At 71.9% G+C, this 13,627-nt stretch carries 12 protein-coding genes, 1 tRNA gene and 1 pseudogene; 2 read left to right on the plus strand and 12 right to left on the minus strand.

From position 1 onward, the window contains the following. Nucleotides 1-201: 201 nt before the first annotated feature. A pseudogene (locus ACFVQ3_RS14380) lies at nt 202-501 on the plus strand (IS30 family transposase); the annotation flags it as partial. A gap of 17 nt (nt 502-518) precedes the next feature. Here the strand turns inward: ACFVQ3_RS14380 and ACFVQ3_RS14385 are convergent. From ACFVQ3_RS14385 to ACFVQ3_RS14395, 3 genes are all read right to left on the minus strand, one after another. After that, nucleotides 519-782 (minus strand): hypothetical protein, encoded by a 264-nt coding sequence (locus ACFVQ3_RS14385; protein WP_336708736.1) that lies wholly within the window; start codon nt 780-782, stop codon nt 519-521. 150 nt (nt 783-932) lie between these two features. After that, a complete protein-coding gene (locus ACFVQ3_RS14390; RefSeq protein WP_387640241.1) occupies nt 933-1,697 on the minus strand; it encodes a DUF6882 domain-containing protein in 765 nt (254 codons plus the stop codon). 105 nt (nt 1,698-1,802) lie between these two features. Further along, nucleotides 1,803-2,237 carry a helix-turn-helix domain-containing protein gene (locus tag ACFVQ3_RS14395; protein WP_387640243.1) on the minus strand — a complete coding sequence of 145 codons (435 nt, stop codon included), beginning with the start codon at nt 2,235-2,237 and terminating at the stop codon, nt 1,803-1,805. Between the two features lie 156 nt (nt 2,238-2,393). On the opposite strand from ACFVQ3_RS14395, the gene ACFVQ3_RS14400 reads away from it, so the two are divergent. Further along, the gene (locus tag ACFVQ3_RS14400; protein ID WP_387640246.1) at nt 2,394-2,789 is read left to right on the plus strand and encodes a VOC family protein; all 396 of its coding nucleotides are present in this window, start codon (nt 2,394-2,396) and stop codon (nt 2,787-2,789) included. On the opposite strand, the gene ACFVQ3_RS14405 is transcribed toward ACFVQ3_RS14400, so the two are convergent. From ACFVQ3_RS14405 to ACFVQ3_RS14445, 9 genes are all read right to left on the minus strand, one after another. After that, nucleotides 2,790-2,863: transfer RNA gene (locus tag ACFVQ3_RS14405), tRNA-Leu, on the minus strand. Between the two features lie 95 nt (nt 2,864-2,958). After that, nucleotides 2,959-3,816, minus strand: coding sequence for an oxygenase MpaB family protein (locus ACFVQ3_RS14410; protein WP_387640248.1), 858 nt, complete (start codon nt 3,814-3,816; stop codon nt 2,959-2,961). 149 nt (nt 3,817-3,965) lie between these two features. Next, nucleotides 3,966-5,543: an NAD(P)/FAD-dependent oxidoreductase gene (locus tag ACFVQ3_RS14415; protein WP_387640250.1), complete on the minus strand. Its 1,578-nt coding sequence runs from the start codon at nt 5,541-5,543 to the stop codon at nt 3,966-3,968. Nucleotides 5,544-5,718: 175 nt separating this feature from the next. Further along, entirely contained in the window at nt 5,719-6,672 is a 954-nt protein-coding gene (locus tag ACFVQ3_RS14420; RefSeq protein ID WP_387640253.1) for an exopolyphosphatase, read from the minus strand. A 114-nt stretch (nt 6,673-6,786) separates the two neighbouring features. Continuing rightward, the gene (locus ACFVQ3_RS14425; RefSeq protein ID WP_387640404.1) at nt 6,787-7,320 is read right to left on the minus strand and encodes a DUF501 domain-containing protein; all 534 of its coding nucleotides are present in this window, start codon (nt 7,318-7,320) and stop codon (nt 6,787-6,789) included. A gap of 261 nt (nt 7,321-7,581) precedes the next feature. Next, entirely contained in the window at nt 7,582-8,499 is a 918-nt protein-coding gene (locus ACFVQ3_RS14430; RefSeq protein WP_387640256.1) for a septum formation initiator family protein, read from the minus strand. 218 nt (nt 8,500-8,717) lie between these two features. After that, nucleotides 8,718-9,998, minus strand: a complete 1,281-nt coding sequence (gene eno, locus ACFVQ3_RS14435) for a phosphopyruvate hydratase (RefSeq protein ID WP_377674649.1) — start codon at nt 9,996-9,998, stop codon at nt 8,718-8,720. A 388-nt stretch (nt 9,999-10,386) separates the two neighbouring features. Continuing rightward, nucleotides 10,387-11,154, minus strand: coding sequence for a MazG family protein (locus tag ACFVQ3_RS14440; protein ID WP_387640259.1), 768 nt, complete (start codon nt 11,152-11,154; stop codon nt 10,387-10,389). 80 nt (nt 11,155-11,234) lie between these two features. Further along, on the minus strand, nt 11,235-13,343 hold the full coding sequence (locus ACFVQ3_RS14445) for a carbohydrate-binding module family 20 domain-containing protein (protein WP_387640262.1): 2,109 nt from the start codon (nt 13,341-13,343) through the stop codon (nt 11,235-11,237). Between the last annotated feature and the right edge of the window lie 284 nt (nt 13,344-13,627).

Below are 13,627 nucleotides of genomic sequence, written 5' to 3' on the forward strand. Positions count from 1 at the left end.
CCCGGGCGGGGGCGCCGGGGCCCCCCGCCGGGGGGGCCCCCCGGCCCCGGGGGGGGGGCCCCCCGCACCTCCCCGTCCGGGTGGGCGAGTTCTAGCGGTCGTCGCAACACCCAAGCGATGGGCATGCGATGGGCTTCGAGATTCGTCAGGAGCGGCAGAGTGCTGGGCGGAGGCTACTTGCGCCGTCCAAGCACTGCCGCCGATTTGCGTCGATCGTTGACCTGGGACCAGGGAAACGAGATGGCCACTCACCAGCTCTTCGCTGCCGCTTCGGGCATGCCCGTCTACTTCTGCGACCCTGCTAATCCCTGGCAGCGGGGCACGAATGAGAAGACGAACGGGCTCCTGCGTCAGTACTTCCCCAAGGGCACCGACCTTCGCCGATTCACATCCGCCGACCTCATCGCCGTCGCCGCCGAACTCAACACCCGGCCCCGCAAGACGCTGGGCTGGCAGACACCAGCCCAGCGTCTCCGCGAACTCATCACATCACCGAGGTGATGCCCCCTCACATCAGACTAGGCATCGATGCCATAGCCAGGTTTAGCCACCGCCACTTTCACCGCTCGAGCGAAGACGGGTACCGAGATCTGGCCACCGTCATCGGCAGGCGCGTCCTCAAGTTCGCCAGCCAACCTCTGGAAGAACGCCTCTGCGGCGAAGGCGCTCCATACCTCAGGTGTGTCGTAGGCCGAGTCACGCAGGTCCCACAAGGCACCCACAAGCTCGTCCTTCGTGCGGGCCGCATCGAGCCTCTGCAGCGCAATCGAGAGTCCGTCCATGCGCCGATCGTAGAGCTGAGCGTCGGTCACGTGGCCTTCGATGCCTACCCCTACGATCGTGATGGGATACTGCGCTACACACACACCGTGTTGCGACGACCGCTAGAACTCGCCGTGCACCTCGGGGCGCCGCTGAGGCCGGACCGGTGCCTACCTCTTGCGACCGAACCAGCCGCGACGCTCGGGCTGCTCGGGCGCGGGCGGCGGCGCAGGCACGGGATCGGGCACGGCCGCGAGCGACGCGGACAGGTCCCGCAGGCGACCGCGCTCGTCGAACGACACGGTCACGTGGCCATCGCTCGCCCCCACGAGTGCGGTCTGCTCGTCCTGCCAACGGATGTCGAGCCCGCGCAGGACCGCGTAGGCGCGCACGGCCCGGCGGTGGTCGGCCACGGCCGTGCTGCCGATCCCCTCAGGGACCACCCGCGCGACCCGCGCGACCGTCGCGGGCGGCAGCTCGAACCGCGGGTGCGTCACGAGGAACCACGCGCACGTGCCGCCGCCCGTCGGACCCGCGAAGTGCGTGAAGTGCCCCGTCACGGCCTTGGCCGCGAGCGCGAGCCGGTACGGGACGGCGTCCGTCAGGAGGATCTCCGGCGTGCTCAGCTCGAAGATGCCCCCCGTGACCCCGCGCTGGTGCACGTGCTCGGCCGCCGCGACGACGCCCTCGGGGAAGTGGTTCACGTTGTGCCAGCCCCACAACCAGCTCTGCGTCGCCGGCGCCGCAGTGCCCAGGAAGTGCGCCCCGCACACGAGCGGGATCTCGCTGTGGAACGTGAGCGTGCCCGCCTCCAGGTCCGCGTCCCACGCCGACTCGCCGCCCAGGTCGGCGAAGTGCGCCTGGTGCTCGGCGGACAGGATCACGGCGCGGTCGACGAGGTCCTGGAGGGTGGGCGCCGGGTTCGTCTGCGACATCCTGACAGCACACCACCGACAGGCTCGCGGCGCGCGGCGAAACGGACAGATCGCCGCAGCTCGCGGAGGGATTCACCCAGGGCGGAACCGGGGTGCGCGGACCGATCAGGCCGCGAGCAGCAGGACCGTCATCGTGGGCGTGCCGCCGGTCACGGAGCGGGACGGCCGAGCGGACCGGGGTGACGCGGCGAGCACGTGGAGCTCGCGCACGCCCCGCGGCTGCGACGTGAGGCTGCGGCGCTCTGCGCCCGCCCGACGGGCCGCCTCGGCGTCGAACTCGTCCTGGCTCCGGGCCAGCAGGTCCACCACACGCAGGCCCAGGGCCCGGCAGATCGCGGCCAGGACCTCGGAGGACGCCTCCTTGCGACCGCGCTCGACCTCCGAGAGGTACGCCGTCGAGACCTGCGCCGTGAGCGCGACATCGAGCAGCGTGCGCGCCTGCTCGGTGCGCTCGGCCCGCAGGATCCCGCCCACGACGTGGCGCAGCAACGGCTCGGACGTCCGGCGCTCGAAGAGCACCACCTGGCCTGCGGCTGCCATCGCGTGCTCCCTCGTCGCGGGTCGTGGGGCGCGGGCTGCGCCGTCCCCTCAACCTAGCGCCGCGACCCGTGGCCGACGCCTGCAGAAGTGGCTCGTCTGCTGCTGGCGTAACGTGGGAACGGCTCCGAGGAGACCTTCGCGAGAGGCGGCCCACCGATGTTCCGCACGCTCTTCCCCATCCTCACCACGACCGACCTCGACCGGTCGCTCGTCTTCTACCGCGACCTCCTGCGCGGCACCGTGACGTACCAGTTCCCCGACGACGGACCACCCGTCTACGTCTCGGTCGCCGTGGGCGACGCGTCGCTGGGGATCGGGGTCGACCGCGAGAGCCCCGACGCCGGGCACGCGCACCTGTGGGTCACGGTCGACGACTGCGACCAGGCCATCTCGCACCTGGCCGCGGCCGGGGTCGTCGTGGTGTCGCCGCCCGAGGACCAGCCGTGGGGCGAACGCGTCGCCCGCGTGCTGGACCCCGACGGGAACCGGGTGTCGATCGGGCAGGAGGCCGCCGAGGGAGCTGAGCCGGACGGGCCGACCGGGTTGTCGTAGTGCCCCCACTGGGACTCGAACCCAGACTGCGCCGATTTTAAGTCGGATGCCTCTGCCGATTGGGCTATGGGGGCCGGGGGTGAGGATATCCCGGCAGAGGTCGGGCCGACAGGCGGGACCAGGACGCCGGTCACGGTCCTCGCCGCCCGGGGGCAGTGCCCCCGGGCCGCTACCGCGACCCCGCCAACGCCCAGCGGATCGCCTTCGTGACCGTCCGGCCGCCGGCCCGCACCAGCACCGACTCCCCCCGCATCGGCCACCGCACCGGGATCATGTGCCGCGACCACGGTGGCAGCGACGCGACCGACGCCGCCCCCAGCGCCGCGTACGGGCCCCGGGCGAGGAACGGGAGAGGCGGCTCGGACAGCAGGAAGCGAGCGACGTCGTCGGACTCGGTGGTCCTCGCGAGCTGCGGGCGGAACTCCTCGAACGCCCTCGCCAGCTCGGCGCGCGAGCGCGGCGGGTCCACGGCCCCGAGCCGGTCGGCGACCGTCGCGGCCTGGGCCAGGTACTCGTCGCAGCCCGCGGCGTCGAGCGGGCGCTCGCCGTAGCGCTGATGCGCGGCGAGGAAGCTGTCGGCCTCGGCGACGTGGACCCAGCGCAGCAGCCACGGGTCGTCGGCCGCGTACGGGCGCCCGTCGGAGGCCGTGCCGCGGACCCGGACGTGCACCGAGCGGACGACGTCGATCGCCTGCTGCGCGTGCTCGACCGTCCCGAAGGTCGTGACCGCGAGGAACGTGCTCGTGCGGGCCAGGCGCCCCCACGGGTCGCCCCGGTACCCCGAGTGCGCCGCGACCGCGGCCATCGCGAGCGGGTGCAACGACTGGAGCAGCAGCGCGCGCAGGCCGCCCACGAACATCGACGCGTCGCCGTGCACGCGCGCGATCGCCGAGTCGGGCGGGAACCAGCGCGGTCCCGGGGTGTCATGGATGCGGGAGCGCTCGGCCGGGCCGTCCGGTCCTGCGACGCGCTCGAACAGGGCTCGGCCCGCCCGGGACCGCAGGTCGTCGACCACACGAGTGCTCACCCGTCCATTGTGCGCCGCGGAGGATTCACGTGAAACGGGTGGTCCTGTCCGAGGTGCTCAGCCCGCAGGCCCCGGCCGCGCAGCGGAACGCCGTGAGGGCGGCCCCACCAGGGACCGCCCTCACGGCGTGTGCAGAGCTGCGAGCAGGCTCAGGCCTTGGTCGCGGCCTTCTTGGTCGTCTTCTTCGCGGGACCGTGGCCCTCACCGGCAGCGGCACTCTCGGCCGGAGCCGCAGCCTCCGCCGGGGCGGCCTTGGCGGAACCGGCCTCGGCGCCACCGTTCTCGGCCTCGGCTGCCGAGGACACGGCCTCCTGCTTGACCTTCTCGCCCGCCGCTGCCGGCGGCACGGACGCCTGGCGGAACTCCGCGCGCGGGTCGTGCAGCGAACCGAGCGAGATGATCTCGCGGCCCATGAGGAACTGACCCATCCAGCCGATCGCGATGCGGATCTTGCGGTTGCCCGTGGGCATCGCCATCACGTGGTAGCTGCGGTGCATGGCCCAGGCCAGGAAGCCCTTGAGCTTGAAGATGCCGAACAGCTCCGCGACACCCTTGTACAGGCCGAGCGAGGCGACCGTACCGACGCTCTTGTGCTTGTACTCGACGGGCTCGTCGCTGTGCAGGATCGCGACGAGGTTGTCGGCGAGGCGCGTGGCCTCACGGATCGCGTGCTGCGCGTTCGGCGGGCAGAACTTGCCGGGGTTCAGCAGGTCCGGGACGGCGGCGCAGTCGCCCGCGGCCCAGGCGTCGGGGACGACGTTGCCGTCCTCGTCCGCGACCTGGAGCGTCGGGAGCACGATCACGCGACCGAGCTTGTCGACGGGCAGGTCCGAGTTCTCCTTGAGCACCGGGTTCGCCTTGACGCCCGCGGTCCACACGATGGTGTCGGTGTCGAACTCGACGCCCGTCGAGGTCACGACGTGGCCGTCGACGCACGACGACAGGAACGTGTTGAGGTGGAACTCGATGCCGCGCTTCTTGAGCTCCTCGAGCGCGTACTGGCCCATGGGCTCGGAGACCTCGGGCAGGATGCGCCCGGAGCCCTCGATCATCACGAAGCGCAGGTCCTCGGGCTCGATCGTCGGGTAGTTGCGGGCCGCGTAGCGCGCCATGTCCTCGATCTCGGCGATCGCCTCCATGCCGGCGAAGCCGCCACCGATGAACGCGAACGTGAGCATGCGCTTGCGCAGGTCCTGGTCCCAGGTGGACGACGCGACGTCCATCCGGTTGATGACGTGGTTGCGGACCGCGATGGCCTCTTCGACGTTCTTGAAGCCGATCGCGTTCTCCGCGAGGCCCGGGATGGGCAGCGTGCGCGAGACCGAGCCGAGGCCGACGATCAGGTGGTCGTAGGAGACCGAGTAGTCGTCACCCTCCTCGGGGTGGATCGTGATGCTGCGGCCGGCGTGGTTGATCTCCACGACCTTGCCCTGCAGCACGTCGACACCCTTGAGGGCGCGGCGGTGAGGGGCGACGACGTCGCGAGCGTCGATCGAGCCCGCGGCGGCTTCCGGCAGGAAGGGCGCGTACGTCATGTACGGGCGCGGGTCGACGACCACGATGGCGGCCTCGCGCTTGCCGAGCTTCTTGCGCAGGCGGCGAGCCGAGTAGAGACCGACAGAGCCGCCACCCAGGACGATGATGCGGGGAACCTTGCGGGGACGCGGGGACGCAGCGCTGTCCGCGTTCTGGGCAGGGGCGACCGAGGTCTGGTCATTCAGAGGCATGAAACCAGAGTATTACCGTCTTCAACTTCTTGGTGAACTTCTGTCCGATTGGTGAGCGTGACAACCTTCACAAGCGCTCGCACGAGCGCCATTTTGGGGTGATGCTGCGGTTTGCGAGGTGCTGAGACCCGAGGGGGCCAGGCCTGCTGACCACCCTCGGGTCCGGCGGAGCAGGTCACGCGATCGACAGCGCGATCCCGTCGAGGATGTCGTGCTCGCTCGTCACGACCGACGTGAGCTCGCCGCCCGCGGCCGCGACGTCGTCGCGCACCCGGCGCACGACCTCGGCCCACACGAGCGCGCCCGCACCGATCACGTCGATCCGGCCAGGGTGCATGAATCCCAGCGCCTCGCGCTCGGCGCGCGTGCGGCCCAGCAGGTCCTCGCACGCGGCCAACGTCTCCTCGACCGACAGCACCGCGCCGTCGATCCGGTCGCGGTCGTACCGCTCGAGGCCCAGGGCATGCGCGGTCACGGTCGTCACGGAGCCCGCGAGCCCCACGAGCGTCGCGGCCTTGCCCAGCGGGACGGTGAGCGAGGCCGTGTCGAGCGTGGCCCGCACGTCGGCGCGCGCCGCCTCGATCTCCTCCGCCGTCGGCGGGTCCGAGCGCAGGTGGCGCTCGGTCAGGCGCACGCAGCCCACGTCCATGGACCACGCCGCTTCCGGGGCTTGCGTCCCGAGCACCAGCTCGGTCGACCCTCCCCCGAGGTCCACGACCACGAACGGGCCGGGGTGGTTCGCCGCGACCACACCCGTCGCGCCACGGAACGACAGCTCGGCCTCCTCCGTCCCCGACACGACCTCGGGCTCGACGCCTAGGCGGGCCAGGACGCCCTCGACGAACTCCCCGCGGTTCGCCGCGTCACGCGTGGCCGACGTCGCCACGAACCGGGTGCGCGTCGCACCGAGCTCCTCGATCACCCGGGCGTACTCGGCCGCCTGGTCGAGCGTGCGCGCGAGCGCCTCCGGGGCCAGCAGGCCCGTCCGGTCGACGCCCTGGCCGAGGCGCACGACCTCCATCCGGCGGTCGAGCTCGGTGAGAGCGCCCGTCGCGGGGTCGACGTCGGCGACGAGGAGTCGGATCGAGTTGGTGCCGCAGTCGATCGCGGCGACGCGAGAAGAAGTCATGACACCAAGGGTGCCACCCGTCGCGGGGGCTGCGGGGGGACGAACCGCCCGTGGACGGTCCGCGTCGCGAGCGTCACACCGCACCGGCCGCGAGCCCGCCGGCAGATCGACGGCTCAGCAGGTGCAGCGGTCCGCGCGCCACGATCCCGAGATCATCACGAGCGCCTCGTCACCCAACGGGTTCACGCCCGGCCCGGCCGCGAGCGCGTGGCCCACGAGCACGTGCAGGCACTTCACGCGCACGGGCATGCCGCCCGCCGAGATGCCCGCGATCTCCTCGACGTGCCCGAGGGACTCGCGCGCCGCGAGGTAGTGCTCGTGCGCACGGGCGTAGCCGGCGGCGAGCTCCTCGTCCTGCGTCAGGCGCTCCGACATCTCCTTCATCACGCCGTTCGCCTCGAGCGTCGAGGCGCCCGCGACCGCCCCGGGGCTCGTCAGGTAGTACGTCGTGGGGAACGGGGTCCCGTCGGGCAGGCGCGGCGCGGTGTGCACCACGAGCGGGCGCCCGCACACGCAGCGCGCCGCGATCCCGACGACGCCGCGCGCCGGACGGCCGAGCTGCTCCTGCAGGACCTCGAGATCCTCCGGGGTGACCTCGGGGCGCGAGCGGTCCGCCTCCGGGACGGCCGGTGCGTCGGCGCTGCGCACGGGTCCACGGTCGGTCGCCGGGGCCGCGTCACGGGCTGCGGCGTCGGCTCCGTGGTCCGCGGTGTCCGGGGCGGAGGAGGTCGAGTCGTTCACGAGGGTTTCCGTTCTGCGGCGTGCGGTGCTGGTCCGGCGCCGGGAGCCGACGCCCACCCATTGTCCCCGGTCGAGCGGTCGGATCGGGAATCGGTGCCCTGACGAGGCGCTCGACGGCCTCGTCGAGGACGTCGAGCGGATCGCTCGCCGACCGGTGCGGCGCGAGGCCTAGGGCGTCGGGGCGTCCGTGGCGGGGGGCGTGTCGCCGCCCTGGTCGACCGGCTCGTCGCCGGGGGCAGGCTGCTCCCCCGCGAGCTGTACAGAACGCCAGATCGAGGTGTACCAAGGAGCGCCGTCGTTCCCCTCGACGCCGACCGGCCCGTCCGTGACCTTCCGGCCCGTCTCGGGGTCGAGGTCGTCGACGACGACCTCCGGGTCGATGACCCGCCAGGCGCGTTCGCCCGGCATCACGTAGCTCAACCGGTCGCGCGCCTGCGCGATCACGTACGCGTCGTCGTCCCAGCGGCCGAGCTGGACCTGGAGGTCGTCACGCTCGGCCTCGGCGGCCGCGACCTCGGCGCGCAGCGCGCGCAGCTCGCCCGTCTGGTTCACGTAGGCGCGCAGGGTCGGCAGGAGCAGGATGACCGCCAGGAGCACGACGACGGCGATCACCAGCGAACGGACCGTCACGACCTCGGGCAGCAGGAGACCGTTGCGGCTGCGTCGGCGGTCCGCGAGCGCCGGGGCCCGCGTCGAGGTGGTCGGCCGCGGGGTCCGTGGTGTCCTAGCCGACGAGGACGTCTTGGAGGTCGAGGCAGTGGAGCGCCCGCCCGTGCCCGACCCCGCCGCCGTCGTCGACGGCTTGCGCGGGGCCGCCGGCTTGCGCCCCGCACCGGTCGCGGGTCCCGGCGCCTTGGCCGCGCTCGCGTCCTTCGCCGCCCCCTTCGCGGGGCCGGCCTTCGACGCTCCCGAGCCCGCCCCGGACCTGCCGGACGTGCCTGCGTCGGAGCGCGACGTCGTCGGGCCCGAGGTACCCCGTGCGCGGCCGGTCGACGAACGACCGTCCCCGCGCGCGCCTCCCCCGCTGCGACCGCCCCCGGGGCGCGGCGAGGCGCCAGGCGTGGACGGGCGACGGTTCGTGGGCATGGAGCCGATTGTGCCGCCCCGCGCGGCCGCTCGGGCGCAGGGTCCACGGCGTGCCGGGGCAACGTGGCCGGATCCACACCAAGCGTTCACAACCCCGCGCGTGTCGGGGTGCCGACGCCGGACGCACGGACGCCCGGTGGTTCCGAGGAACCACCGGGCGTCCGGGTGCTGCGCCGACCTGACCGGGGTCAGGCCGTGCTCAGCGGGAGAGCGTCAGCTCACGCCTTCCAGCGCGGGAACGCCGAGGCACCGGCGTAGCGGGCCGCGTCGTCCAGGGCCTCCTCGATGCGCAGGAGCTGGTTGTACTTGTTGATGCGCTCGCCACGGGCGGGAGCACCCGTCTTGATCTGGCCGGCGTTGACCGCGACGGACAGGTCCGCGATCGTCGTGTCCTCGGTCTCGCCCGAACGGTGCGAGACCATCGCGGTGAAGCCGTTGCGCTGGGCGAGCTCGACGGCGTCGAGCGTCTCCGTGAGCGTGCCGATCTGGTTGAGCTTCACGAGCAGCGAGTTCGCCGACTTGAGCTCGATGCCCTTGGCGAGACGCTCCGGGTTGGTGACGAACAGGTCGTCACCGACGATCTGCACCTTGTCGCCGACCTCGGCCACGAGCTGCGACCAGGCGCTCCACTCGTCCTCGGACAGCGGGTCCTCGATCGAGACCAGCGGGTAGTCCGCCACGAGCTGCTTGTAGTAGGCGATGATGTCGTCCGAGCTCGTCGCCTTGCCCTCGAACTGGTACGCGCCGTCCTTGAAGAACTCGGTCGCGGCGACGTCGAGCGCGAGGCCCACGTCCTTGCCCGGCGTGAAGCCGGCCTGCTCGATCGCGACGAGGATCAGGTCGAGCGCGTCACGGTTGCTCGGCAGGTTGGGGGCGAAGCCGCCCTCGTCGCCGAGGCCCGTCGCGAGGCCCTTGCTCTTGAGCACGGACTTCAGGGAGTGGTAGACCTCTGCACCGGTGCGCAGCGCCTCACGGAAGGACGTGGCGCCGATCGGGGCGACCATGAACTCCTGGATGTCGACGTTGGAGTCGGCGTGCGACCCACCGTTGAGGATGTTCATCATCGGGACGGGCAGGACGTGCGCGTTCGGGCCACCGACGTAGCGGTACAGGTCCAGGCCCGAGCTCTTCGCGGCAGCCTTCGCGACCGCGAGCGAGACACCGAGGATGGCGTTCGCGCCGAGCTTGCCCTTGTTCGGCGTGCCGTCGAGCTCGATCAGCGCCTGGTCGATGAGGCGCTGGTCCTCGGCCTCGAAGCCGAGCAGCTCGGGGGCGATCTCGTCGATGACGGCGTTGACCGCACCCTCGACACCCTTGCCCAGGTAGCGGGACTTGTCGCCGTCACGACGCTCGACGGCCTCGAAAGCGCCGGTCGAGGCGCCCGAGGGGACGCCTGCGCGGGCAAAGGTACCGTCGTCGAGCACGACCTCGACCTCGACGGTGGGGTTTCCGCGCGAGTCGAGAATCTCGCGTGCTCCAACGGCTTCGATGCTTGCCACGGTTGCTCCTTCAGCTGCTTCCAGGTCCGGAGCGCAGGGCAGGCGACGATGGCGGTCGGGCGCGTCCGGGGTTGTCGCAACCCAGCCTAGTGGTCGGGAACACATAGTGCTTCGGGCGTCGCCTCGTGGACACGATCGCCCGCATGTCGGCCGTGGGTGGGCGCCGGGCGCGCCGAGGGCGACGTGCTGGGGCGCCGAGGGTGACGCGCTGGGGCGCCGACGGTGACGCCCACGTCGCCGTCGGCGGGCGAGTCAGTCACCCTCGGCGCACGCGGACGTCACCCTCGGCGGGCGAGTCGGTCACCCTCAGCGCACGCGGACGTCACCCTCGGCGGGGGTTCCCGTCACCCTCGGCGCACGCCGGCGTCACCCTCGGCAGGGGTTCCCGTCACCCTCGGCGGGCGAGTCTGTCACCCTCGGCGGTCACGATCGCCTGCTCGACCTCGCGCAGCGCGACCCGCAGCGCCGTCTCGGCGTCGACCCCGTCGGCCTGGGCCCGGCGCACGACGTCGAGCAGCTCGTGCCCGTACGCACGTTCCGCCTCGTCCGGCGTGCCCGACGGCGCCGCTCCCCTCCCGTCCCTCGCCTCACCGGGGGCGACGGGAGGGACCGACGCGACGACCGCCGTCGGGCCTGCGACGACCTCCCCCAGCCCTGCGCGCTGCGCGCGGGACAGGACCTTCTGGGCCCGGGCGAGCGCGCCCTGCGCGAGCGGGATCCCCTCGAGGACCGACTCGCGCTGCTTCTCCTGCTGCTTGATCTCGTCCCACTGCGTGTACAGGGCCGCGTGGCCGTCGCCCGTGGTGACCGCGGTGTCGGCGAACACGTGCGGGTGACGCCTGACGAGCTTGGCGACGAGGTCGGCCGCGACGTCGTCGACCGTGAACGGGTCCTCCTCGTCCTCGCTCGCGATGCGCGCGTGGAACAGGACCTGGAGCAGCAGGTCGCCCAGCTCCTCGCGCATTCCCGCGCGGTCGCCCGTCTCGATGGCCTCGGCGAGCTCGTGCGCCTCCTCGAGCAGGTAGCGGACGAGGGTCTCGTGCGTCTGCTCGCGGTCCCACGGGCACCCGCCGGGCGAGTAGAGCCGGTCCATGACGGCGACGGACTCGCGCAGGGGGTCGACGGGACCGGGATGGTTCGGCGCGCTCGTGGTCATGCGCCCATCGTAGGGAGACGGACCGGAGGACCCCCGCACGGGGGCCCTCCGGTCCGCTTCCTGGCGGTGCCGGGAGCCGGCTACCTCCAGGTGTCGGTGAGCGTCACGGCCCCGTTCGCCCCGACCGTCGCGGTGCGGTTGGCGCCGCTCTCCCAGACCACGTTGCCCGCACCGTCCTTCTTGACGTACTTGTACTCGAAGGTGGTGCCGGCGGGCAGGTCGAGCACGACCTTCCACACGGGGTACGTCGCGGAGGACAGGGGCTTGGCCGCGGCGGGCGCCCACGAGCCGAGGGCGGGGATGCTGCCCACGACGTAGACGTTCTGCCCCAGGACGGTGGTGGCGGTGACGGAGAAGGTGGCGTCGCCGTCGGTCTCCCCACCGGTACCCCCGCCGTTCCCCGCGCACGGGTTGCCCGCGGTCACGACGCCTCCGGACACCTGGGCATGTTGCCCGGTCAGGGCGTAGTCCTTGCCGCCGTTGTTGTCCCAGGTGCCCGAGCCGTTGGTGAACGCGGCGGTGACGGCCGCCCCGTTCGCGGGGATCTCGCGCGAGACCCAGCCCGTGCAGGCCGCGGTCATGTCGACCCCGGGGGCCGTGGTCCAGGCACCCGCACCGACCTTGTAGTGGATCTTGTACGCGTTCCATCCCTTCGTGGTCGAGTAGTAGACCGTGGTGGACGAGGTGGTCGGGCAGTCGACCGTGCACGGGGTGCCGCCCGTCTTCCCGACGTGCAGCGCGAGCGCCCCGTAGGCCGGGACGGTCGCGGTGAACGTCCCGGAGGCGCTCACGGTCCGCGTCACGGAGCAGTCCTTGGCGGCCACGACGTCGCAGTACGTGCCTGCGGGCAGCGAGGACTGGTAGGTGCGCGTCACGGCGGAGGCCGTGTTGTTGATCGCCACGTAGCCCTTGGCCCCGCGGCCGAACGCGATGTTGTTGCTGCCGTCGTCCCACCAGTTGGTGACGGACGTTCCTTCGACGGTGTTGTGGAAGCCGACCATGCCGGCGATCTCGGTCCAGCGCTGCGTGCAGGTCCAGGCGCTGTTCGCGCAGCTCGCGTCGGGGACGGACGTGGTGGTGGCGCCGGGGGCGCCCGCGTCCTTGTCGGTCCACGTGTAGCCGGTGTAGACCGACGGCGAGCCGTAGGGCCACGAGAGCATGAACGCGTTGGCGAGCTTGTACTTGGCGCCCCACTTGTAGTTCATGGTCTCGCCGTTGCGCTCGGTGTCGTGGTTGTCGACGAAGACCCCGGCGCGGTCGGACGTGAGCAGCCCGTTGCCGATCTCGTCGAGGCTCGCGATGCTGCCGTCGAAGCGGCTCTTGAGGGTGCGTGCGTAGTTGAACTCGTGCGAGTCCCCGCTGCCCAGGTACTCGGAGGGCTGGACGGGCTCTCCGCCGGCCCCGATGACCTCGTGGACCCAGTAGACGTTCGGGTTGGTCAGCTTCGCCTTGATGGCCTCGAGGTCGGCGGCCGGGATGTGCTTGGCCGCGTCGATGCGGAAGCCGGCGACACCCAGGCCGAGCAGGTCGTTCATGTAGCCCGCGATCTTGCCGCGCACGTAGTCGGAGCCGGTGCGCAGGTCCTGGAGCGAGACGAGGCGGCAGTTCTGGACGTTGTACCGGTCGCCGTAGTTGGTGATGTTGGCGCGACAGTCGTTGAAGTCGTCGTACCCGTAGGGCACGCCGGGGAAGCTGTCGACCGAGTAGCCGGTCCCGCCCGTGCCCGTGCCCGACCCGGTGTCGGCTCCTGCCATGTGGTTGACGACCGCGTCGACCACGATGCCGACGCCGGCGGTCCGACACGTGCTGACCATGTTCTGGAACTCGGCACGGTTGCCGAGCTTGGACTCGATCTTGTAGCTCACGGGCTGGTAGGAGGTCCACCACGCGGTGCCCTGGATGTGCTCCTGGGGCGGGGAGACCTGGACGTAGCCGAACCCGGCGGGCCCGATCGTGCTGGTGCACTCGGCGGCGACCGCGTCCCACGTCCACTGGAACATGTTGAGGACGACGTTGCCGCGACCGTTGTCGGACGCGACCACGGGCGAGGGGGTCGGTGCCTTGGCCGAGGCGGGCACCGCGCCGGCGACGACTCCCGACGTGACCACGGCGAGCGCCGTGAGCCCGGCGAGGAGTCTGTGGCGTGCTGTCCTGCGGGCGCTTCCTCTGGTTGTTCGGCTGAGCGTCATCGCTGCGTTCTCCGTTCGGTGCTGCGCACAGCCCCGCGTCGGCGCGTGGCTGCCCGTCCCGCGCCCCGGCATCGGTGCCGGAGCGTTACCGCGTCCCTGCTCCCCCTGTCCGGCCCGTTCGACCGGCGAACCCACCGCTGCCACCTTGCAGAATGTTGCGGGTTCTTGCTGAAAGATTACACAGACACAGCGGGCGTGTCAGCCTTTCCGGACACGCAAGAAAGTTGCAGGTCACCCCGGGACGTCCCGCGCGCCGCCCCAGCGTGGGGACACGACCACGGCCC

It is taken from the genome of Oerskovia sp. NPDC057915, assembly GCF_042887685.1.
In the GTDB taxonomy this organism is placed as follows: Bacteria; Actinomycetota; Actinomycetes; order Actinomycetales; family Cellulomonadaceae; genus Oerskovia.